Origin of the sequence: Nonomuraea sp. NPDC050202, assembly GCF_040656115.1 — a bacterium.
In the GTDB taxonomy this organism is placed as follows: domain Bacteria; phylum Actinomycetota; class Actinomycetes; order Streptosporangiales; family Streptosporangiaceae; genus Nonomuraea.
On record NZ_JBFALF010000010.1, the window covers coordinates 51,443 to 71,119 of the forward strand.

At 72.1% G+C, this 19,677-nt stretch carries 21 protein-coding genes; 8 read left to right on the forward strand and 13 right to left on the reverse strand.

The genetic code is table 11. The features are described 5' to 3' along the window. Positions 1 to 31 precede the first annotated feature (31 nt). The gene (locus AB0I79_RS26410) at positions 32 to 907 is read left to right on the forward strand and encodes a serine hydrolase (protein WP_357877603.1); all 876 of its coding nucleotides are present in this window, start codon (positions 32 to 34) and stop codon (positions 905 to 907) included. Here AB0I79_RS26410 and AB0I79_RS26415 read toward each other — a convergent pair. Genes AB0I79_RS26415 through AB0I79_RS26425 form a run of 3 tightly spaced genes read right to left on the reverse strand, consistent with a single transcriptional unit; the run spans position 904 to position 2,513 of the window. Beyond that, positions 904 to 1,113, reverse strand: a complete 210-nt coding sequence (locus AB0I79_RS26415; protein WP_357877606.1) for a zinc ribbon domain-containing protein — start codon at positions 1,111 to 1,113, stop codon at positions 904 to 906. The genes AB0I79_RS26410 and AB0I79_RS26415 overlap by 4 nt on opposite strands. 9 nt (positions 1,114 to 1,122) lie before the next feature. After that, positions 1,123 to 1,950 carry a GNAT family N-acetyltransferase gene (locus AB0I79_RS26420; RefSeq protein WP_357877609.1) on the reverse strand — a complete coding sequence of 276 codons (828 nt, stop codon included), beginning with the start codon at positions 1,948 to 1,950 and terminating at the stop codon, positions 1,123 to 1,125. A gap of 56 nt (positions 1,951 to 2,006) precedes the next feature. Continuing rightward, positions 2,007 to 2,513, reverse strand: coding sequence for an HNH endonuclease (locus tag AB0I79_RS26425; RefSeq protein ID WP_043640342.1), 507 nt, complete (start codon positions 2,511 to 2,513; stop codon positions 2,007 to 2,009). Between the two features lie 283 nt (positions 2,514 to 2,796). Between AB0I79_RS26425 and AB0I79_RS26430 the strand changes: the two genes are divergently transcribed. From AB0I79_RS26430 to AB0I79_RS26440, 3 genes are read left to right on the forward strand one after another with little or no spacing between them, the layout of a single operon-like run. Continuing rightward, a complete protein-coding gene (locus AB0I79_RS26430) occupies positions 2,797 to 4,854 on the forward strand; it encodes a prolyl oligopeptidase family serine peptidase (protein ID WP_357877612.1) in 2,058 nt (685 codons plus the stop codon). A 10-nt stretch (positions 4,855 to 4,864) separates the two neighbouring features. Further along, positions 4,865 to 5,668, forward strand: a complete 804-nt coding sequence (locus AB0I79_RS26435) for an AraC family transcriptional regulator (RefSeq protein WP_357877615.1) — start codon at positions 4,865 to 4,867, stop codon at positions 5,666 to 5,668. Beyond that, positions 5,665 to 6,015 carry a VOC family protein gene (locus AB0I79_RS26440; RefSeq protein WP_357877618.1) on the forward strand — a complete coding sequence of 117 codons (351 nt, stop codon included), beginning with the start codon at positions 5,665 to 5,667 and terminating at the stop codon, positions 6,013 to 6,015. Before AB0I79_RS26435 ends, AB0I79_RS26440 begins: the two co-directional genes overlap by 4 nt. Before the next feature lie 3 nt (positions 6,016 to 6,018). Here the strand turns inward: AB0I79_RS26440 and purU are convergent, their stop codons facing one another. Continuing rightward, positions 6,019 to 6,873 carry a formyltetrahydrofolate deformylase gene (gene purU, locus AB0I79_RS26445; RefSeq protein ID WP_357877621.1) on the reverse strand — a complete coding sequence of 285 codons (855 nt, stop codon included), beginning with the start codon at positions 6,871 to 6,873 and terminating at the stop codon, positions 6,019 to 6,021. 190 nt (positions 6,874 to 7,063) lie between these two features. Between purU and AB0I79_RS26450 the strand changes: the two genes are divergently transcribed. The 4 genes from AB0I79_RS26450 to AB0I79_RS26465 all read left to right on the forward strand — a co-directional run bounded on the left by AB0I79_RS26450 (position 7,064) and on the right by AB0I79_RS26465 (position 10,166). Then, on the forward strand, positions 7,064 to 8,020 hold the full coding sequence (locus AB0I79_RS26450) for an inorganic phosphate transporter (RefSeq protein ID WP_357877624.1): 957 nt from the start codon (positions 7,064 to 7,066) through the stop codon (positions 8,018 to 8,020). 13 nt (positions 8,021 to 8,033) lie between these two features. Continuing rightward, positions 8,034 to 8,666 carry a DUF47 family protein gene (locus AB0I79_RS26455; protein WP_357877627.1) on the forward strand — a complete coding sequence of 211 codons (633 nt, stop codon included), beginning with the start codon at positions 8,034 to 8,036 and terminating at the stop codon, positions 8,664 to 8,666. Positions 8,667 to 8,736: 70 nt separating this feature from the next. Next, positions 8,737 to 9,711 carry a DUF523 and DUF1722 domain-containing protein gene (locus tag AB0I79_RS26460; RefSeq protein ID WP_357877629.1) on the forward strand — a complete coding sequence of 325 codons (975 nt, stop codon included), beginning with the start codon at positions 8,737 to 8,739 and terminating at the stop codon, positions 9,709 to 9,711. A 20-nt stretch (positions 9,712 to 9,731) separates the two neighbouring features. Next, the gene (locus AB0I79_RS26465) at positions 9,732 to 10,166 is read left to right on the forward strand and encodes an NUDIX domain-containing protein (RefSeq protein ID WP_357878262.1); all 435 of its coding nucleotides are present in this window, start codon (positions 9,732 to 9,734) and stop codon (positions 10,164 to 10,166) included. Here AB0I79_RS26465 and AB0I79_RS26470 read toward each other — a convergent pair. From AB0I79_RS26470 to AB0I79_RS26510, 9 genes are all read right to left on the reverse strand, one after another. Then, positions 10,147 to 10,893, reverse strand: a complete 747-nt coding sequence (locus AB0I79_RS26470) for an MBL fold metallo-hydrolase (protein ID WP_357877632.1) — start codon at positions 10,891 to 10,893, stop codon at positions 10,147 to 10,149. The genes AB0I79_RS26465 and AB0I79_RS26470 overlap by 20 nt on opposite strands. Continuing rightward, a complete protein-coding gene (locus AB0I79_RS26475) occupies positions 10,890 to 11,660 on the reverse strand; it encodes a hypothetical protein (RefSeq protein WP_357877635.1) in 771 nt (256 codons plus the stop codon). Before AB0I79_RS26475 ends, AB0I79_RS26470 begins: the two co-directional genes overlap by 4 nt. Positions 11,661 to 11,676: 16 nt before the next feature. Further along, positions 11,677 to 12,303, reverse strand: coding sequence for a helix-turn-helix domain-containing protein (locus AB0I79_RS26480; protein WP_357877638.1), 627 nt, complete (start codon positions 12,301 to 12,303; stop codon positions 11,677 to 11,679). Positions 12,304 to 12,317: 14 nt separating this feature from the next. Further along, on the reverse strand, positions 12,318 to 13,463 hold the full coding sequence (locus AB0I79_RS26485) for a pyridoxal phosphate-dependent aminotransferase (RefSeq protein ID WP_357877641.1): 1,146 nt from the start codon (positions 13,461 to 13,463) through the stop codon (positions 12,318 to 12,320). Positions 13,464 to 13,564: 101 nt separating this feature from the next. Next, positions 13,565 to 14,005 carry a hypothetical protein gene (locus tag AB0I79_RS26490; RefSeq protein WP_357877644.1) on the reverse strand — a complete coding sequence of 147 codons (441 nt, stop codon included), beginning with the start codon at positions 14,003 to 14,005 and terminating at the stop codon, positions 13,565 to 13,567. A gap of 8 nt (positions 14,006 to 14,013) precedes the next feature. Then, a complete protein-coding gene (locus tag AB0I79_RS26495; RefSeq protein ID WP_357877647.1) occupies positions 14,014 to 15,741 on the reverse strand; it encodes a tetratricopeptide repeat protein in 1,728 nt (575 codons plus the stop codon). Positions 15,742 to 15,941: 200 nt separating this feature from the next. After that, complete coding sequence (locus AB0I79_RS26500) at positions 15,942 to 17,189, reverse strand: DMT family transporter (RefSeq protein ID WP_357877650.1); 1,248 nt, start codon at positions 17,187 to 17,189, stop codon at positions 15,942 to 15,944. Between the two features lie 320 nt (positions 17,190 to 17,509). Continuing rightward, positions 17,510 to 17,998: a GNAT family N-acetyltransferase gene (locus AB0I79_RS26505; protein ID WP_357877653.1), complete on the reverse strand. Its 489-nt coding sequence runs from the start codon at positions 17,996 to 17,998 to the stop codon at positions 17,510 to 17,512. Further along, positions 17,995 to 19,545 (reverse strand): XRE family transcriptional regulator, encoded by a 1,551-nt coding sequence (locus tag AB0I79_RS26510; RefSeq protein ID WP_357877656.1) that lies wholly within the window; start codon positions 19,543 to 19,545, stop codon positions 17,995 to 17,997. The genes AB0I79_RS26505 and AB0I79_RS26510 overlap by 4 nt, the downstream gene beginning before the upstream one ends. Positions 19,546 to 19,677 lie beyond the last annotated feature (132 nt).

The window sequence follows — 19,677 nt, forward strand, 5'->3', positions numbered from 1 at the left end:
CGTTGGCGTGGCGGATGGCAGGCTCCCGCACATGCGCGTACGGGAGTTCTCGGTCTTCGCCGTCCTGCTGCTCGCCTCGGCCGGCTGCGCGGCGCCTTCGGGCGGCGCGCAGCGTCCGGCTCCGCCCGCCAGGCGGATGCCGGCGGCCGTCGTCGAGAGCGTGCTGCCGGCAGCCGAGCGGCGGGCCCTCGACCGGGCGCTGGAGCGTTACCTGCGCGAGCGTCCCGGCCGGGCGGCGCTGGCCGTCCACGACCGCACCACCGGCGCCAGGTACGCCTTCCGCGAGCACACCCCGTTCATGCTGGCCAGCGTGGCGAAGGTGGACATCCTGCTGGCGTTCCTGCTCGGCGAGCACGGCCGGCGGCTCAGCGCGTACGAGCGCAGGCTGGCCTCGCGCATGATCCGCTACAGCGACAACGACTGCGCGCACGAGCTGTACCTGACGATCGGCGGCCGGGACGGCCTGGACCGGGCGCTGCGGCGGCTGGGCGTGCACCACACGCGGCCGGGCTCCGGGCTGTCCTGGGGCGCCACCCACAGCAGGCCCTCCGACCAGGTGAAGGTGCTGGAGCGGCTCACCGACCCCGAGGGGCCGCTGCCCGCCCGGAGCCGGCGCTACGCGCTCGGCCTCATGTCGTCGGTGGTGCCGTCGCAGGCGTGGGGCGTCAGCGCGGCCGCCTCAGGGGGTGAGGTCGCGCTCAAGAACGGCTGGCTGCCCGCCGAGGTGCACGACGGGCTGTGGACGGTCAACAGCGTGGGGCGGCTCGTCGTACGCGGGCACGAGCTGCTGATCGCCGTGCTGTCGGAGCGCAACCCCGCCATGGAGGACGGCGTGGCCACCGTGGAGCGGATGGCCAGGCTGGCGGTCAGGACGCTGACCCGCCACAGCGCCGCCGTCGGGATCTAGGAGGAGCAGCACCCGCCGCCGCAGCACCCGCCACCACCGGCGGCCCTGGGCGCGGCGGCGCCGCCCGTCATGGCGACCGTGGACAGCAGCCTCACCGTGTCGCCGTGACCTTCGGGGCAGGTCGCCGGGTCGTCGGAGGCCGACATGGAGCGGGACACCTCGAAGGTGGAGCCGCAGGCGCGGCACCGGAAGTCGTAACGCGGCATGCGGCAATCTTACGAGACGGGGCCGGAAGGCACAGCCCGCCGGCCGTAGGTGATGTGCGCGTAGTCGGCCACCGGCTCGTAGCCGATCGACTGGTAGATGGCGTTGCTGGTCGGGTTGGCCAGGTCGGTGAAGAGCACGACCTGCTCGCAGCGCTCCGCCAGGCCGACCTGGCTGGCGTGCGCGGTGACGGCGGCGCCGTAGCCGCGCCTGCGGCGGGACGGCGGCGTGTAGACCGGACCGATGCGGCACACCCCGCCGGCCGCCGGGGAGAGCGCGGCCAGCGAGACCGGCGCGTCCTCCGCCTCCCACACGAACAGCTCCCGCCCCTCCAGTCGCCGCACGACCCGGTCGACGACGTCGCCCTCGCCCATGCCGGTCTCGTCGCCGAAGGCCTGGTACCAGCTCACCAGCAGCGGCAGGTCGCCGGGCACCGCGAGCCTGCCCCTGCCGGGCACGTCGGGGACGTCGAGCGTGCCGAGCCGGAAGAGCCGCTCGGAGACGACCCGCGCCGGGGTGCCGAGCAGCCGCGTGGCCTCACCGGTCACCTCCAGCGGGCCCACGAACATGGGCAGCCTGCCGTCGAGCGCCTTCACCAGCGGCGCGACGGCCTCCACGGGGACGGCGAACAGCCCGGCGGGATACGGCGGCGTCCGGAAGACCGCTCCGCGAACCTCGCCGTCCACCGTCCACCAGCCGAACACGGGGTCCTGCACGGGCATGCCCGCCCTCAGGTTGGCCAGGACGGTCAGTGGCACGGTGTTGCGCACCGGGTCGCCGAGCAGGAACGGCTCGGCGACCGCGGCGTACTCCTCAACGGATGAGGTGAAGGTCCACATGCCTGCTCATGGTGTCAGGCACGCGGCCTCCCCTCAACGCGGTTTCAGGCCACCGCTCATGCCGCTGCCTCCAGGTATGGCGCCCATTGCGGGTCGCCGACGAGGGAGGCGCCGATGAGCCGCCAGTGGGCGCCCCGTGGCACCGCGGGGCTGACGCGAAGCGTCCACCCCAGCTCCTCCAGGTACTTGTCGGCCTTCCTGTGGTTGCACGTGGTGCAGGAGGCGACGCAGTTCTCCCAGGTGTGCGTGCCGCCCCTGGACCGGGGGATGACGTGGTCGATGGTCTCGGCCTTCTGCCCGCAGTAGGCGCAGCGGTAGTCGTCGCGCCGCATGAGGGCGGCCCTGGTCAGGGGGATGCGGGACCGGTAGGGGATACGGACATATCTGCGAAGCCTGATCACCGAGGGCACGTCGAGCGTGCGGCTGGCGGACCGCAGCACCGCGCCCCGGCCGTCGCGGTGGACGACGTCGGCCTTCTCCCGCAGCACGAGCACGACGGCGCGGTGCAGCGAGAGGGTGGTCAGTGGCTCATAAGTGGCATTCAGCAGCAGGACTTGGCGCATCATCGGGCCTCTCCCCGCTGCGCGCGTATCAAAGGGGACATGCCGTGGCATGTCCCTCCTGTCGGCCCCTCCTGGGGCACTCGTGCTTCCGTCACGTGGACCTCCGCCGGACGGTCCAGCGGATGGTCACCACGGCACCGTCCTGTCACCAAGTCTGGCGTTTGCACCGTGGTCCCCGCCACCCCAAAAACCTCCTGCCGGAATGACCAGAGGGACGCACGGTACGTTTTATGCCCGCTCTACCAGCGCTTTACGCATGCCCTTTGGCAGTAGGGTTCCTGGCATGACGCGAGAGCCGTACCCGACAGCACGTCGCGAAGACATCGTCGACATCCTGCACGAAACACCCGTCCCGGACCCCTACCGGTGGCTGGAGGACCCCGACAGCCCCGAGACCAAGGGATGGCTGCTCGCGCAGGCCGAGTTGTTCGGCAAGGAGCGGGGCGAGCAGCGGTTCAAGGACCGCATCGCCGAGCTGCTCAGGTCCGGCTCGGTGGGCGTCCCGGCCTGGCGCGGCGAGCGGTACTTCTTCTCCCGGCGCACCCCCGACCAGGAACACGCCGTCTACTACGTGGTCGAGCCCGACGGCGCCGAGCGGGCCCTGGTCGACCCGATGGCGATCGACCCGTCGGGGCTGACCACGCTCGACGCGGTGCAGCCCGACAAGGAGGGGCGCCTGCTGGCGTACCAGATCTCCGTGGGCGGCGACGAGGAGTCGATCCTCTACATCATCGACGTGGCCACGGGCGAGCGGATCGAGGGGCCGATCGACCGCTGCCGCTACTCGCCGGTGGCGTGGCTGCCCGGCGGCGAGGCGTTCTACTACGTGCGCAGGCTGCCGAGCACCGAGGTGCCGGAGAACGAGAGGCAGTTCCACCGCCGCGTCTACCTGCACCGCGTCGGCACCTCCACCGAGGACGACGTGATGATCTTCGGCGAGGGCCTGAAGATGACCAACTACTACGGCGTCTCGGTCTCGCGCGACGGCCGCTGGCTGCAGGTGTCGGCCCACGAGGGCACCGCGCCGCGCAACGACGTCTGGGTGGCCGACCTGACCGCCTCGCCGATCGACCGGCCGGCGCTGAAGGTCGTCCAGGAGGGCGTGGACGCGCAGGTCGGGCTGTCCTTCGGACGCGACGGCAGGCTCTACGTGCACACCGACCGCGACGCGCCGAGGGGCCGGGTGTGCGTCACCGACCCGGCGGAGCCGGGCTACGACACCTGGCGCGAGCTGATCCCCGAGGACGCCGAGGCGGTGCTGAGCGACTTCGCGATCCTCGACGACCTGGAGCGCCCGGTCATGCTGGTGGGCTGGACCCGCCACGCGATCAGCGAGATCACCGTGCACGACCTGGCGACCGGCGAGCGCGTCGGCGAGGTGCCGGCCCCCGGGCTCGGTTCGATCGGCGGCATCGCCGAGCGTCCCGAGGGCGGCTACGAGGCGTGGTTCGGCTACACCGACAACACCACGCCGCCCACCATCCAGCGCTACGACGCCCGCACGGGCGAGACCACGCTCTGGGCGGCCTCCCCCGGCGCGGTCGAGGTGCCCCCGGTGCACACCGAGCAGGTGGTCTACCGGTCCAAGGACGGCACCGACGTCCGCATGCTCGTCATCTCCCCCGTCGGCGAGTCGCCTGGCCCGCGCCCGACCATCCTGTACGGCTACGGCGGCTTCGGCCTGTCCATGACCCCCGGCTACTCGGCCTCGGTCCTGGCCTGGGTGGAGGCCGGCGGCGTCTACGCCATCGCCAACCTGCGCGGCGGCGGCGAGGAGGGCGAGGACTGGCACCGCGCGGGCATGCTGGCCAACAAGCAGAACGTCTTCGACGACTTCCACGCCGCGGCCGAGCACCTCATCGCCACCGGCGTGACCACGCCGCAGCAGCTCGGCATCTCCGGCGGCTCCAACGGCGGCCTGCTGGTGGGGGCCGCGCTGACGCAGCGCCCCGAGCTGTACGCGGCCGTGGTCTGCTCCGCGCCGCTGCTCGACATGATCAGGTACGAGCAGTTCGGGCTCGGCGCCACCTGGAACGTCGAGTACGGCTCGGCCGACGACCCCGAGCAGTTCGGCTGGTTGTGGGGATACTCGCCCTACCACCACGTCAGGGAGTCGGTGGCGTACCCGGCGACGCTCTTCACCGTCTTCCAGTCCGACACGCGGGTGCACCCGCTGCACGCGTGGAAGATGTGCGCGGCGCTGCAGCACGCCTCGACGGCCGACCGGCCGGTGCTGCTGCGCAACGAGACCGAGGTCGGCCACGGCGCCCGCTCGGTGAGCAGGTCGGTGGACCTGTCGGCCGACACGCTGACCTTCCTGGCCAGGCACACCGGTCTGTAGTCTCGAAGGCATGGGCACGACGCCGGGGCTCGCCATGCTGGAGGCCACCCCCAGCGCTGCCCTGCGGCCCTACGTGACCCGCCTGTGCGCCTACCGCGAGCACTACGCCGCGCCGGTGACCAGGTCGGAGATGGCGATACCCGGCTCGGTGCTCATCCTGGCCTTCGGCACGCCGATGGAGGCCGGCGGGCAGCGGGTCACGGCGTTCGGCGGCGGCCTCGGCGACCGCTTCACCGTCACCCGCGTCGCCGGGCCGTCGGAGGGCGTGGAGGTGTTCCTCACGCCGTTCGGCGCCCGGCGCCTGTACGGGATGCCGATGCGGCACCTGACGAACCGGGTGGTGCCCATCGCCGACCTGCTCGGCCCGTGGGCCGGCCTGACGGTGGAACGGCTGGCCGGGACCCCGTCCTGGCGGGCCAGGCTGGCGCTGGCCGACCGGCTGCTGCGCGAGCGGATCGCGGCGGGCCCCGCGCTGGGGCCGGAGCTGCCGTGGGCGTGGGCGCGGCTGGTGGAGTCGGGCGGCCGGCTGGGCGTGTCGTCGCTGGCCGAGTCGCTGGGCTGGAGTCACCGCCATCTCGTCGCCCGCTTCCATGACCAGGTGGGGCTGCCGCCGAAGACGGCGGCCCGGGTCATCCGGTTCGAACGGGCGCTGCGGCTGCTGCGCGCGGGCACGGCCCCGGCCGTTGCGGCGGCGGAGTGCGGCTTCTACGACCAGGCGCACATGAACCGGGAGTTCCGGGTGCTGGGCGACACCACGCCGGGTCAGATTCGTCCAAGACCCGGCGACGCGGCCGGGGCATCGTGGGCCTCATGACACGCACCGTTTACGCACTGGCCCGCTACAGCGACTGCCGGGCCGCCATCGACTTCCTGACCGGCGCGTTCGGCTTCCGCGTGCACGAGGCCGCCAAGAACGACGAGGGTGTCGTCAACCACGCCGAGCTGCTCGCCGGCGACGACATGATCATGATCGGTCAGGGAAGGCCCGGCGGCCCCGGCATCTACGTCGCCGTCGAGGACGTCGAGGCCCACCACGACCGCGCGAGGGCCGCGGGCGCGACGATCACCATGGAGCTGACGGACCAGCCGTACGGCTCGCGCGAGTACGCCTGCCAGGACCCGGAGGGCAACCCCTGGTTCTTCGGCACCTACCGGCCGTGACGATCACCTCGGGAAGATGATGGTCTTGTGGCCGTCGAGCAGCACCCGCTGCTCGGCGTGCCACTTGACCGCCCTGGCCAGGGCCAGGCACTCCACGTCGCGGCCCATGGCCACCAGGTCCTCGGGAGAGTGGCTGTGGTTGACCCTGGCCACCTCCTGCTCGATGATCGGCCCCTCGTCGAGGTCGGCGGTCACGTAGTGGGCCGTGGCGCCGATGAGTTTGACCCCGCGGTTGTAGGCCTGGTGGTAGGGCTTGGCGCCCTTGAACGACGGCAGGAACGAGTGGTGGATGTTGATCGCCCGCCCTGCCAGCTTCTCGCACAGGTCCTCCGAGAGCACCTGCATGTAGCGGGCCAGCACGACCAGGTCGACCTGGTAGTGCTCGACCAGCGCCAGCACCTCGGCCTCCTGCTTCGGCTTGGTCTCCGGGGTGACCGGCAGGTGGTGGTAGTCGATGCCGTTGGACTGGGTGAGCGGCCGCAGGTCGGGGTGGTTGGACACGACGGCGGCGATCTCGATGTCGAGGGCCTTGGAGCGGACGCGGTAGAGCAGGTCGTTCAGGCAGTGGTCGAACTTGCTCACCATGATCAGCACGCGCGGTTTCCTGGCCACGTCGCGCAGCTTGAACTCCATGGCGAAGTCGGGCGCGAGCGCGGCGAAGGCGGCGTTCAGCTCGTCCTCCCCCTGCTCTCCCGCGAACTGCACGCGCATGAAGAAGCGCTGCCCCACCCTGTCGCCGAACTGCTGGCTCTCGATGATGTTGCATCCGCGCCCGGCGAGCAGGCCGGAGACGGCGGCCACGACACCGGGCCGGTCGGGACAGGACAGCGTCAGGATGTATTCGGCAGGGCTGGTCATGCCTTCACTCTCACGGACGTCGACGTGCTCGAACGTTGTGGTGCTCGAAGCTTGAGACGAGGGTACCCGTGGCGAGGGCTTGCGGGCGCGTGACCAAGACCGCAGAGACGTTCTGTCCTTTTTGGGTAGTTGTCCGGAGCCGACCCCCTGAAACGCATGTGTCCCGCCGAGGCGGGACGGGATGGAGTGCATGCTGTTGGACGCCTTCGTGCTGATCGTGGTGGCCGGCCTGTTCGCCGTCGTGGCCGGGGTCAACGACGGGGGCGCGCTGCTGGCCACCGGGCTCAAGCTTCCCACGGTGCGCCCGGTGACCGGGATCGTGCTGCTGGCGGCGCTGGTCGCGGCCGTGCCGCTGCTCACGCACCAGGTGGCGTTGACGTTCGTGACCCGGCTGGGCTCCTTCCAGGACCCTGGCGGCCGGCTCGCGATGGTCATCGCGGTGGTCTCGGCGCTCACCGTGGTGGGCCTGCTCAGCGCGAGAGGCCGCCCGACCAGCCTGACGCTGGCCGTGGTGGGCGGGCTCACCGGGGCGGGGCTGGGCTGGGGGCTGCAGGTCTCGCCGGAGTGGGTGGCGCTGGTGCTGGCGTTCGGGCTGGCCGCGCCGTTCGCCGGCGGGCTGCTGGCGTGGGTGCTCATCCGGGTGCTCGCGGCCAGGACCACGGCACGGGGGTTGTGGCGCTGGCACTGGGTGGGCTTTCTGCTGCAGACGCTGGCGTACGCGGCCAACGACGCCCAGAAGATGCTGGCCGTGTTCATGATCGCGATGGGTTTCACCGGCGCGCCGGTGGAGTACACGGTGCTGGTGGCCGTGCTGTTCGCGATCGGCACCCTGTACGGGCTGCCCAAGGCGGGCCGCACGCTGAGCCGCGAGATCATCGCCTCCCGGCCCCCGCACGGGGTCGCGGCCGAGCTGGCCGCGGGCGCCGCGGTGATCGGGTGCGCGGCGGTCGGCATGCCGGTGAGCATGACGCAGGCCATCGCCGGCGGCCTCATCGGCGCGGGCGTGGCGCAGGGCGGCGGCCGGGTCCGCTGGTACGCGGCCGGCAGGATCGCCGCCGCCTGGCTGCTGACGCTGCCCGCCGGCGGCCTGCTGGCCTGGGGGCTGGCCCTGCTGGTGAAGGGGTTCGCGAGCGTGAGAGTGTCATGAGGGGGAAGGCGGCGTGAAGCGGCTGCGGCGGATCAGGGATCTCATGACCGGGCGCATGGACGGCGCGCTCACGGAGGCGCTGCTCGGCCAGCTCAAGGCCACCAAGGAAGGGGCGTGGCTGGCCATGGCCATGATCGGCGGCGAGGTCGGCAGGACGGGCGCGCACGAGCAGATGCGCTCGATCGAGCACCTCGGCGACGAGGAGCGCGCCCGGCTCATCGACGAATTGCGGACCGCGCTCGTCACGCCCATCGACCGGGAGGACCTGTTCCGGCTGTCGCGCTCGATCGACGACGTGCTCGACTCGTTGCGGGACTTCGTCCGCGAGTCCCACCTGTACAGGGTGCCCGACCAGATCCGCTTCACCCCCATGCTCGACCAGGTCATCGTGGGCATCGAGGCGCTGGAGGAGGCCGTGCGCAGCCTGGCCTCGCGGCCGTCCGTGGTCTCCCACGACGCGCTGGAGGCGAAGAAGGCGGGCGGGGCCATCCGGCGGATGTACCAGTACGAGATCTCCCGCATCTTCTCCGAGGAGATCACCGCGAACGCGATGAAGGAGCGGGAGCTGGTGCGCCGGCTGGAGATCGTGGGCGTGGCCATCGGCGAGGCGGCGGACGCCATCGCCGACGGCGCGATGAAGCGCTGAGTCCGCGCGGCCAAATGATCTCCTCGGGCTTGGTTGCCCCTGCGGCCTCCCCCGCGCTGCAATGTGAAGGGTGATCAACGAACCCGGGACGGCAGGCGAGCAGGCGGTACGCCCCCGGGTGGCCGTCTCGGCCTGTCTTCTGGGCGAGCCTGTCAGGTACAACGGCGGGCACAGCCGCGACCGTTTCCTGACCGACGTGCTCGGCCCGTACGTGGACTGGGTCCCCGTCTGCCCCGAGATGGAGGCGGGCCTGGGCACCCCGCGCGAGACCCTGCGGCAGGAGCGCTCCGAGGAAGGCCCCCGCCTGGTGACGCGGACGACGCGGACGGACCTGACCGGCCGCATGACCGGCCTGGCCGCCCACCGCGCCGCGGAGCTCGACGTGGACGGGTACGTCTTCAAGGCCAAGAGCCCCACCTGCGGCATCCATGGCGTGCCCGTCTACCGGCCCGACGGCGCGCCGGCGGAACGGCGCAACAGGGGGCTGTTCAGCGGGATCGTCATGGAGCGGCACCCGCTGCTGCCGGTGGAGGACGAGGGGCGCCTGCACGACCCGCTGCTGCGGGAGAGCTTCGTGGAGCGGGTGTTCGCACACGCCAGGCTGCGGGCCCTGGTCGAGGGGGACTGGCGGCCGCGCGACCTGATCTCCTTCCACGCGCGGCACAAGATGCAGTTGCTCGCCCACGACCCCGTGCTCTACCGGGAGGCGGGCCGCGTGGTGGCCGCGGCGGGCGCCCGGCCACGCGAGGAGGTCGCCGCCCGTTACACCGAGACGTTCCGGCGCACGCTCGCCACGAAGGCCACCACCGGCAAGAACGTCAACGTGCTGCAGCACTGCCTGGGCATGCTCGACCTGGACCCGGTCAGGCGGGCCGACGTGGTGGACGTCATCGACGCCTACCAGGCGGGCCTGGTGCCGCTGAGCGTGCCCACGACACTGCTGCGCCATCACGCCCGGGGGGAGGCGGCGGCGTACGTGCGCGACCAGACCTACTTCTCCCCCTACCCCGACGCCCTGCGCCTGCGTCACCACGTCCCCAGGTAGCGTCTGCGAGCGTGACTGACATGGACGACCGTCCCGCCGCGCGCGTGGTCTGCCTCGACCGCGACGGGCGGGTGCTGCTGATGCACTGGTACGACTCCGTCGGCGACGCGCAGGTCTGGGAGCCGCCGGGCGGCAGGCTGGAGCCCGGCGAGACCCCCTTGGAGGCCGCCAGGCGGGAGCTGGCGGAGGAGACCGGGCTGCCGGGCGCGGCGGTGCTGGACCGCCACGTCGAGGTCGAGCGCGACTTCCGCTGGCTGGGCACGCGGTTCCTGAAGCGGGAGCTGTTCTACCTGGCGAGGTTCGCCGGGGAGCGGCCGGAGGTGGTCCCGGGGGCGCTGACGGAGGAGGAGCGCGCGGCCTTCCTGGGTTACGTGTGGGCCGAGGAGCTGCCGGAGGGTGTCGAGCCGCCCGAACTGGCGAAGGTCGTCGAGCGGCTCACGCGAGATCCACGGTGACGCCGGCCGTGGCGACCGACAGCTCGCCCGTGTACGACGCGGCCGCGGCGGCGAGCGCGGGCTCGGCGGGCGTGCCCGGCCACAGGTGCGTGAGCAGCAGGCGGGCCGCTCCCGCCGACGCCGCGGTGCGTCCGGCGTCGCGCGCGCTGGACAGGTAGGGGGCGTCCTCTTCCGGGACGCGCTCCGGATAGGTCGCCTCGGCCAGCAGCAGGTCCGCGTCCTTGGCCAGGGAGACCAGCTCGGTGGACGGGCCGGTGTCGCCGGTGTAGGCGATCACCCGGCCGGCCGCGCCGGTCAGCCGCAGCCCGGCGTTCGGCACGTGGTGGGGCAGGTCGAAGGTGTCCAGGCGGAAGGGGCCGAGCTCGCTCGGCAGGCCGGGCCGCAGGTCGTGGCGCGTCAGGGCGGCGGCCAGCATGCGCGGCTTGTCCAGCGCCATGACCGCGTCGAGCGCGCCGGGCGGGGCGTGGACGGGCAGCGGCGGGGCCGGGTCGTCGGCCAGCGCGCGGGCCCGCAGCAGCGGGTTGAGGTCGGCGCAGTGGTCGGGGTGGCCGTGGGTGACCAGGACCGCGTCGATCTCGTCGGCGCCCATGAGCGCCAGCAGCCTGGGCAGGGTGGCGTACCCGGGATCGACGAGGACGCGGAAGCCCTCCTCCTCCACGAGGTAACCGCTGCACGCCTGACCGGCGCCCGGCCACGCTCCGCAACCGCCCAGCACGGTCAACCTCACGAGCCCAGCTCCTTCTTCGTCGTCGTCATCAGCCCGCGCAGCAGCGTGCCGGACACCTTCTCGTGCTCCGCCTCCACGGGCAGGCCCTTGCCCACGTTCTCGCGGTAGACCTCGCGCTCGTGCGGGTCGGTGTAGGGCAGCGCGGTCATCGCGACGATCACGCTCACCCTGGTGCCGCCGCGCGGCTGGACGGCCACGGCGTGCGTGCGCAGGACGGTCTCGTCGGGCGCGCCGTACCAGCCGCACTTGACCGCGGCCTGCGGCCAGCCCAGCGCCTCGCGCGCGCCGAACGCCTGCGGCTCGGCCACCTGCCCCATCCACTCCAGCACGGTGCCGGCCACCGGGTCGCCCGCGACGGCCGCCTGGGCGAGCACGGCGTAGGCGGCGCTCACCTCGCCGGCCGTGACCTCGACGGAGCCGAACCTGGACGGGTCGCCGTTCGGCAACGTCCAGGCCACGCCCGTGCGGTCGCGCAGGTCGTCGAGGATGACGCGGGGACCGACCGCGAGCCACAGGTTGAGCGTGTCGGAGTTGGAGGAGACGACGACGGCGGGCTCCGCGTGGCGGCGCCACCGGTCGGTGTCGGGGATGCGGGCCGCGCTCACCCACGCGTACAGGGGCTTGAGCACCGAGGCGCAGCGCAGCCGGGTCATGCCCGCGGTGAAGCTCACCGCGCGCGCCGGCGGCCCGCCGTAGCCGCGTCTGATGCCCGCTGCCTGGGCGGTGGCACTGTGATCAAGGTCGTCGAGCAGCTCGTTGAAGCCCACGCACCCCACCGTAGACCTACGGGGGGCTTCCCCAGCGCCGTTCGTACCACTCCATGGCCGGCGCTTCACCCGGCAGCTCCGTCCGGCCGGGCGCGCGCAGGCCGTCGAGGGCGATGGCCAGCAGGCGTTGCTTGACATGCTCGTGCTCCGGGCGGGGCGGCCCCGCCGCCGGGCGGCTGAACTGCTCCATGAGCAGCGAGATGTCCAGCATGGTCACGTCGCTCCTGAGCACGCCGGCCTCGTGCGCGCGGGCCACCAGCCGCTCGGCGGCCTCGTCGGCGCGGCGCGAGGTGCGCCACATCTCGTCGGTGACCTCGATCGTGCCCGCTACCGGCGCCAGCGCGCCCGACCTGTTGGCCACGCAGGTGCGCACGTAGAGCGCCAGGCCCTGCCACGGATCGGGCTCCGCCAGCGCCGCCTCGGCCGCCTCCACCACCCGCTCCATGGCGATCAGGCACAGGCGCTGGAGCAGCTCCTCCTTGGTGCGGTAGCGGCGGTAGAGGCTGCCCATGCCGACGCCCGCCTGCTTGGCGATGGCCGACACGGGCGCGTCGAAGCCCTGCGTGGTGAACACCTCGTGCGCCGCTTGCAGCAGCCGCAGATCGTTGCGTGCCGCCTCGGCCTGCCTGCCGCGTGTGCCCATGCGGTACAGGATATTCAGGCCAGCGCGGCCTCGAACCTGGCCCGCAGCCCGGCCAGCCGTTCGACCGGCTCGTTGCTGAAGACCAGGCGGACGAACCGCGGTGCCACCGTCTCGCCCCACGCCGTCATGGGGGTGGCGGCGACGCGGCCGCGGTCGAGCAGGCGGGCCGACAGGTCGGCGGCCGTCAGCCCCATGGCCTCCGCGTCCACCAGGCACGACCAGCCGCCGTCGGCCCGCACCAGCGGCAGGCCGTCGAGCTGGGCGGCCACCGTCTCGTGGCGGGCCTGGTACTCGGCCACCGCCTCCGCCACGCCTGACGGGTCCCTGAGCGCGGCCGCGGCGCCGAGCTGGTGGAAGCCGCTGGCCACGGTGGTGTTGTAGATGGTCGCGACCATGACGCGGGACATGATGTCGGCGGGGCCGGCGACCCAGCCGATCCGCCAGCCGATCATGCGGTACTCCTTCGACATCGAGCCGATGATGATCGTGCGCTCGGCCAGGCCGTCGATCCGGCACGGGTGGATCCGCGGATGGCCGTCGAAGACGATGCGCTCCATGGCCGCGTCGTAGATCAGGTACGCGCCGGTCCGCTCGCACACCTGGGCCACCTGCGCCCAGTCCTCCCGGTCGAGGACGGCGCCCGACGGCATCGACGGGCTCATCAGCAGCAGGGCGGCGGCCCGGCTCACCCCGGCGAGGGCCTCGCGGTCGAGCCGCCAGTGCCGGCCGTCCACGCGCAGCGGCACGAGGTGGGGCCGGGCTCCCGACAGCCGTACGCGCTGGAGCAGCCCCGCGTACGTGGGGTCGGTGAGCACCACCGGGTCCCCCGGCTCCGTGGTGGCCAGCAGCACGGGCATCACAGCGGACGTGCCGCCCGAGGTGACGGCGATCTGGCGCGCCGGGTCGTAGTCGTGCCCGGTGCGGACCCGCAGGTCGGCGGCCACCGCCGCGCACAGCTCGGGCAGGCCGGTGAACGGCAGCCAGCTGTTGCCCGTGCCCTCCGCCAGCGAGCGTCTGGTGGCCTCGACGGCCACGGGCGGGGGCGGCACGTCGGTGTCGAGGTTCTCCATGCGCAGCACGCCGGGGTCGGCTCCGGCCGCGGCGGCCACCTTGTCGATGTCGATCGGCTGCACGTGCGCGAAGCGGGTGTTGGGTCGCATGACAGCACCTCCGTGGGAAGTGTTCCGTATATGGAACACTCCGCCGCCGCGGCCCCGCTGTCAAGGGAGCAGCGTCCCGGATGCCGTGCCTGGTGAGGGTCTCAGAGGCCGTGCCTGGTGAGGGCGGCGACGAGCGCGATCGGCAGCAGCGCGGCCACGGCGAGCGCGGTCCACACGCGCCGCCGCCGGGACGCCCCGGACTCCGTCACGAACGCCGCCAGCGCCCCCGCCCCCGCGAACGCCACCCCGGCCACGGCCGCGTCCGCGAGCGACGACGTCCAGGAGGGCAGCGACTCCGCGGCCAGCCGCAACACGACCAGCACCCCGGCCGCCGTCAGCGCCACCCGCCGCCCCGGACGCACCGCCACCCGCTCCAGCGCGAGCGCGGAGCCGGCGAGCAGGGCCAGGCTGATCACCACGACGACGCCGACGGCCGGCACCAGGCAGCCCCAGTCCTCGCAGCCGACGCCGGCCCAGGCCAGCCGTACCGTGGCCCACCACAGCACTCCCAGAGCGGCGCACACCGCGGCCGCTCGCCCCATTCGCCCCCTCATACGCCAATGTTCCCATCAGCCGTCCCCGCCGCCCGATGGTCGTCCGCATCCGCCTCGGCGTGACGGCCCAGGGCGCGCAGGGCGACCGCGCGGTTGGCGTACAGGTCGGGCTGGGGGTGCAGCGCGATGGCATGCGTCAGGTCGCCGACCGCGCCTTCCAGATCGCCGCTCGCGTACCGGAGCGCTCCCCGGCTCCCCCAGGCCGACGCCAGCTCCGGCGCCCGCTCCAGGGCCCGCTCCAGCGCCACCTCGGCCTCGGCGTACCGGCCCGCCGCCGTCTCGAGCTGGCCCAGCACCGTCAGCAGGTACGGGTTCCCCGGCGCCAGCCGGAGCCCGGTCTCGACGTCGGCCCTGGCCTCCTCGTCCCGCTCGCAACCGGCCAGCAGCCCGGCGCGGTTGATGTAGGCGTCCAGGTAGCCGGGGTCGAGCTCGATCACCCGTCCCAGGTCCGCCAGCGCCGCCTCGACCTCCCCCCGCACGGCGCACAGCTCCGCCCGGTTGTAGTACGCCTCCGGCAGCGGCGGCCCGGCCCGCATGGCCTGCTCGAAGTCCGCCATCGCCTCCTCGTGGCGGCCCAGCTTGAACAGCAGGTTGCCCCGTTCCAGGTAGTGGTCGGGAAAGCCGGGATCGATCGCGATCGCCGCCCGGTAGTCCTCCAGCGCCTCCTTGGTCCTGCCCAGCCCGGCCAGGAGCTGGGCCCGGTTGGCCAGCAGCACCATCCGGTGCGGCCGGTGGCGCTCCCCCAGCTCGCGCGCCAGCTCGATGGCCGACTCCACCAGCGCCAGCGCGGCGTCGTGGCGGCCCTGCCGTAACTCGATCAGCGCCAGGCCGTTGCGGTCGAAGCCGAGCTTGAAGGCCCGCTCGGCGGGGTCGGGCAGGATGGTGGAGATCGCGATGGCCTCGTTGATCCAGGCCCTGGCCCGGGTCAGGTCGCGCCGGGCGGGGTCGGGGTGGCGGGCGTCGAGCATGGCGGTGCCGTACGCGGCGGCCGCGTGCATCGCCGGATCCTGGCTGACCAGGCGCACCCGGTCCCAGATCGCGCGGGCCTCGCCGGTGCGCCCGAGGCCGCCGAGCGCGGTCGCGGTGCGCTGGGCGAAGCGCCACCAGCTCGTGCCGCCAGGGGGCGAGGCCGCCATGCCGAGCTCCCCCAGCTCCGCCACGGCGTGCAGGAAGCCCTCGCGGGTGCAGCGGTCCACGACGGCCCAGAGCTCGCCGGCGTCACGGGTGTCGGGCGGAGGCTCGGGGCCTCCGGAGTACGTCATGATCGTCAGGGTGCCGGGCGGGATCCGCCGCATCATGACGTCCAGCAGCTCGGTGTCCGTCGGGTCGGCCGCGTCGGCGTTGCACACGGCGATCGCCCGCCCAGGCCGTACGGCATCGCGGACGAACTCCGCGATCCCGTTGGCCAGCCGCAGCGTGCGGCGGGGCGCGGGCACGAGGATGCGCTCCTCGTCGGGCAGCTCCACGTCGATGGTGACCCGCCTGGCCGGCACGGTCCCGGCCAGTTCGGGGGCGGCTGCCAGGATCTCGATGTCGTGCGCGGCCACCAGCTCAGGGGAGCGCCGCAGCACCGGCGGCACCAGCCGGCGCAGCAGCCCGGCGGCGAAGGTGTAGGGGCCGTGCGGCCGGCGATGCGCGTCGATCAATGGCGTCAGCAGCCGCACGGCCCCCCATCGGGCGGGTGGTTCGCCCTGGACCCTGAGGTGGGACCTCTCCTCAGTCACCCCTTGTGAATGACGCTGGAGGTCCCAGCCAGCCTCGCGGTTCCAGGCTTGCGGACGACGATGCGCTTCATGATGTGCCTCTCCACTCGGGGTTGAACACCCATTATTGGGTCACCCCACCGAATATCAAGGTTTATCGCTAATAAGTGGGAGACTAATGGATAAAATGCACTTGCCTTTTGTGGGGCATATCTAACCTATTAGGACCGAAACCAACGCTGCAATCGTGTGGTATGTACCTGCCCGGATTCCTCCATCAAGTCGCACAGGCACCTGCCCAGCAGCGTGACCGACTGGCAGCAGCCGGGCCCCGGGAGGGTCCTCGCCCGCACGATGTGGGTGGCCCGCTCGATCAGCCGCTCCAGGCTCGGCTCGGCCCCTCCCTTGAGCGAGCGCGTCTGCCAGGGACAGGAGGCCGAGTCCAGGCAGGCGCTCTTGGCGATGTACGGCGCCGCGCCGCTCTGGAGGCGCAGCGGGTCCTCACGCTTGACCCGGTGGCCGGCGAGCACCCGGGCGGCCCGGTTCGCGACGAACAGCAGCCGGCGACGTTGTTTTCTTCTGACCTCGCTCCTGCTCGGCAGCGCGAGCAGCATTGCCCCGGCCATCAGCACCCCGCCCACGACCATGCCCCAGCCCAGCCGCTCCTGGAACCAGATCACCGCGATCGCGGCCACCCAGAGCGGCTGGGACGACATGAGGATCTGGCTGGGCACCGCCGGCAGGTGCGCCTGGGCGTGGGAACGTGCCAGGAAGCCCAGCGCGCACGAGATCACGGACAGGTGCAGCAGGATCATCCAGTCGGACGGCCCGACCGGCACGGAGATCCCGTCGTGCACGGCGAAGCCACCCGTGAGCACGCCGATGGTGAAGAGCTGGATCACGGTCAGCGCGTACGCCGGGAAGCCGGCGGGACGCTCGGACAGCCGGCCGAGGAGCAGGGTGTGGCCGGAGTAGAGCGCGGCGGCGGTGAGCGTGACCCCGAGCGCGAGCAGCGAGATGCCGTGCTCCTCCACCCCGCGCACCATCGTGAAGACGGCCATGCCCGCCACCGCGAGCACGACCCCGGCCCAGATGCGCCGCCGCACCGGCTCCTTGAACAGCACCAGCGACAGGATCGGCGTGATCACCACGCTGCACCCGACGGCGAACCCGGACACCGCCGACGGCAGGCTGCCGAGCGCCATGGCCTGGCCCACCTGCCCCACCCCGAACATCACACCCAGCAGGGCCCCGTTCAGCCAGGTGTCGCGCGACAGCCCCCGAAGGCAGCCGGGCCTGATGAGGAACAGCGTCAGCGCGGCCAGCAGGTAACGCTCGGCGAGCAGGTCCTCCACCGGTAACCGGTGGATGAGATCTTTCATCAGCGGGAAGGCCGACCCCCAAGCGGCGCTGACGAACAACAGAAGCACGGCTCCCAGAAGGGGGCGGGGAGCGGCCACGACTGCCATAGGAAAAGCATGGCACTACTATTCGCAGCCCTAGATGTACAGGGAGCAGCCGGTGATGTTTGCTTACACCTGGGTGGTAAGAGCCTCACCCGCGGGTTCGTACATCCTTATCCGGGGAGCCGCTTTACGGCGCCTCCGACATATCGCTCATGGGAATTAGGCGAAAGTTGTCGGGTGCAGCGGCCGGGGAAACGTCACTCAGCGTGACGGCGAAGGCTCGGCGGGAACGTCACGCCGAGCGGGCCCGGGACAGGTCACCGGGAACGACGGGAGTGGCGGCCCCTGGAGGGGAAGGGCGGGGCCGTGCTTCGAGGTGCGGTCTACAGCTCCAGGACCGCCGGTGGGACCAGGCGTTTCTCACCGTAGACGACCGTCAGGCCGCCGACCCGCTCCCTCGACACCTCGCGCCAGCCCTGGCGTTCGTACAGCGCCAGCGCGGCTTCCTGGTTGAGTGTCGTGTCTCCTCTGACGCTGTGGAACCCGAGCTCCACCGCACGCCGTTCGAGCGCGATGAGCATGGCCGCGCCGTGGCCGCGCCGCTGGAACTCGGGATGGACCCGCAACCGGCAGATCTCCGCCGTGCCGGTGTCGACGGGTCTCAGCCCGCCCATGGCCACGACCCGCGAGCCGATCTCCCCGACGAGGAAGTCGCCGCCGCAGGCCAGGTAGATCTCCTGGATGCGCGGGAAGTCGTCGTCGTAGTAGACGCCGTCACCGGGCACCAGGCCCACCTCGGCGAGGCAGATCCGATGGAGCGCGAGGATGGTGTCGAGATCCGACCACCGGTAGCGTCTGATCGTCAGTGTCATCCATCGCCCCCTTTCAACTCGGGCTGTCTGGACCGCCGGAGGGCGGCCGACAAGCCGTCCAGTCCTGGAACGCTGGCGTCCCGCGCGAGGATCGCCCGTTCGAGCTGCAGCGCGGGCCGCATGATGAGGTCGGTCAGGTATTCGTCGGTGACCAGGTTGAGCGCCCTCGTGGCGATGGACACCGCCTCCTCGACGTCTCCGTCGATCAGCCGGCACTGGGCCTGGTCGAGCCTGATCAGCGTCTGGTCGAGGATGTGGTCCTGGTACTTCTCCAGCGCCTGGTCGAGCACGACCTCGGCCTCGATCGTCTGGCCGAGCTTGGTGAGCACGTCACCCTGGTAGAAGTAGAGCTGCTTCTCGGTGTAGCCGAACGCCACGTCCTCCTGGTCCTCGGGGCGCATGTGCGCGAAGGCGTTCCTGGCCCGCGCCAGCGCGCGCTTGGCCTGGTCGACGATCTCCTTCTTGCTCTCGCCGTTCGACATCATGGCCAGCGCCCTGGCCTCGACGACCGGCGCCATGGCCTGGGCCGCGCACGGCGTGGAGCCGGCCATGTCGCGGCTCTTCTTGGCCAGGGTGAGCGCCTCGCGGGCGTCGCCGAAGTAGAGGGGCACGAGCGACTCGCGAGCCGCGATCCACGCGCGCAGCGCCCGGTCGCCGGTCTCGTCGGCGGCGGTGCGGCCGGTGCGGAAGAACGACCGCGCCAGCCGGTGATCGCCCAGGTTGATCATGATCATGCCGGCCAGCCCGGCGAGCTGGGCGGCCATCCTGCACAGGCGCTCCTGCAAATCGATGGGCTGGCGCCGGGACATCGCCGTGCGTACGGCGCTGAGCTCCAGCAGCACGTCGCACAGCAGCCGCAGGGGCGCCGTCGTGGTGTACTGCCGGCCGAAGCTGACCGTCGACTCCTCCCACTGGTCGAGCATCGCGGCGGACACGGTGGCGGAGACCAGCGTCTCGTCCATCCTGCGCCTGATGCCCTCGCACGCCCCCAGCACGGGGCCCTCCAGATCGGTGAGGTTGGCGTCGGCCTGGAGGGAGTTTAAAAGGGTGCGGCGGAGGATGTTCTCGTTCTCCTCGTCCTCCGGGTCCGTCTCCATCGGCGCGAGCAGCAGCTCGCGCTCCGGGGGCCGCTGCGCCCGCTCCTTGGCCTCCACCGCGCCGAGCACCCCCGGCATCCGGTGGCCGTGGCCGCAGATGCAGGGCGCGTCGTAGCCGAGCGCCCCGGGCTCGACCCGGTAGACCGTGCACAGGTAGTGCAGGTATTCGGGGCCAGGGCGCTTGAGCCCGCTCTCGTACGCGGACAGCAGCGTCTCACCGATGCCGGGCATCGCCTTGCCGTCGCGTTCGAACAGGGCTCGCACCTGCTCGATGACGTCCGCCAGCGCGATGCCGTAGGCCAGCCGATGCGCTTTGATGCGGCTCGTGCTGAAAGCCGCGCACGCCTCGTGGATCTCATCAGCTATCTGAGCCGACGTGCGCCCGGCGGCCAGGCCCTTGGCCCTGATCTGCCGGGCGATCTCCGTCTCTCTGTGCTGTCTGCCGGACATCCCGGCCCCTCTCACGCATGTCTCGACCGGTCCGCAACTGGTGACTCAGCGTAGCCCTCAAGTTGCCCTGCGCCTACCCATGACTATGAAGCAATGCCGAGTTGATTGGAACGCCCACACCGAACCTACGGT

Coding starts and splice junctions, on each gene's coding strand:
- AB0I79_RS26410 (WP_357877603.1), top strand. CDS start 32: ATGCGCGTACGGGAGTTCTCGGTCTTCGCCGTCCTGCTGCTCGCCTCG.
- AB0I79_RS26415 (WP_357877606.1), bottom strand. CDS start 1,113: ATGCCGCGTTACGACTTCCGGTGCCGCGCCTGCGGCTCCACCTTCGAG.
- AB0I79_RS26420 (WP_357877609.1), bottom strand. CDS start 1,950: ATGTGGACCTTCACCTCATCCGTTGAGGAGTACGCCGCGGTCGCCGAG.
- AB0I79_RS26425 (WP_043640342.1), bottom strand. CDS start 2,513: ATGCGCCAAGTCCTGCTGCTGAATGCCACTTATGAGCCACTGACCACC.
- AB0I79_RS26430 (WP_357877612.1), top strand. CDS start 2,797: ATGACGCGAGAGCCGTACCCGACAGCACGTCGCGAAGACATCGTCGAC.
- AB0I79_RS26435 (WP_357877615.1), top strand. CDS start 4,865: ATGGGCACGACGCCGGGGCTCGCCATGCTGGAGGCCACCCCCAGCGCT.
- AB0I79_RS26440 (WP_357877618.1), top strand. CDS start 5,665: ATGACACGCACCGTTTACGCACTGGCCCGCTACAGCGACTGCCGGGCC.
- purU (WP_357877621.1), bottom strand. CDS start 6,873: ATGACCAGCCCTGCCGAATACATCCTGACGCTGTCCTGTCCCGACCGG.
- AB0I79_RS26450 (WP_357877624.1), top strand. CDS start 7,064: ATGCTGTTGGACGCCTTCGTGCTGATCGTGGTGGCCGGCCTGTTCGCC.
- AB0I79_RS26465 (WP_357878262.1), top strand. CDS start 9,732: ATGGACGACCGTCCCGCCGCGCGCGTGGTCTGCCTCGACCGCGACGGG.
- AB0I79_RS26480 (WP_357877638.1), bottom strand. CDS start 12,303: ATGGGCACACGCGGCAGGCAGGCCGAGGCGGCACGCAACGATCTGCGG.
- AB0I79_RS26485 (WP_357877641.1), bottom strand. CDS start 13,463: ATGCGACCCAACACCCGCTTCGCGCACGTGCAGCCGATCGACATCGAC.
- AB0I79_RS26490 (WP_357877644.1), bottom strand. CDS start 14,005: ATGGGGCGAGCGGCCGCGGTGTGCGCCGCTCTGGGAGTGCTGTGGTGG.
- AB0I79_RS26500 (WP_357877650.1), bottom strand. CDS start 17,189: ATGGCAGTCGTGGCCGCTCCCCGCCCCCTTCTGGGAGCCGTGCTTCTG.
- AB0I79_RS26505 (WP_357877653.1), bottom strand. CDS start 17,998: ATGACACTGACGATCAGACGCTACCGGTGGTCGGATCTCGACACCATC.
- AB0I79_RS26510 (WP_357877656.1), bottom strand. CDS start 19,545: ATGTCCGGCAGACAGCACAGAGAGACGGAGATCGCCCGGCAGATCAGG.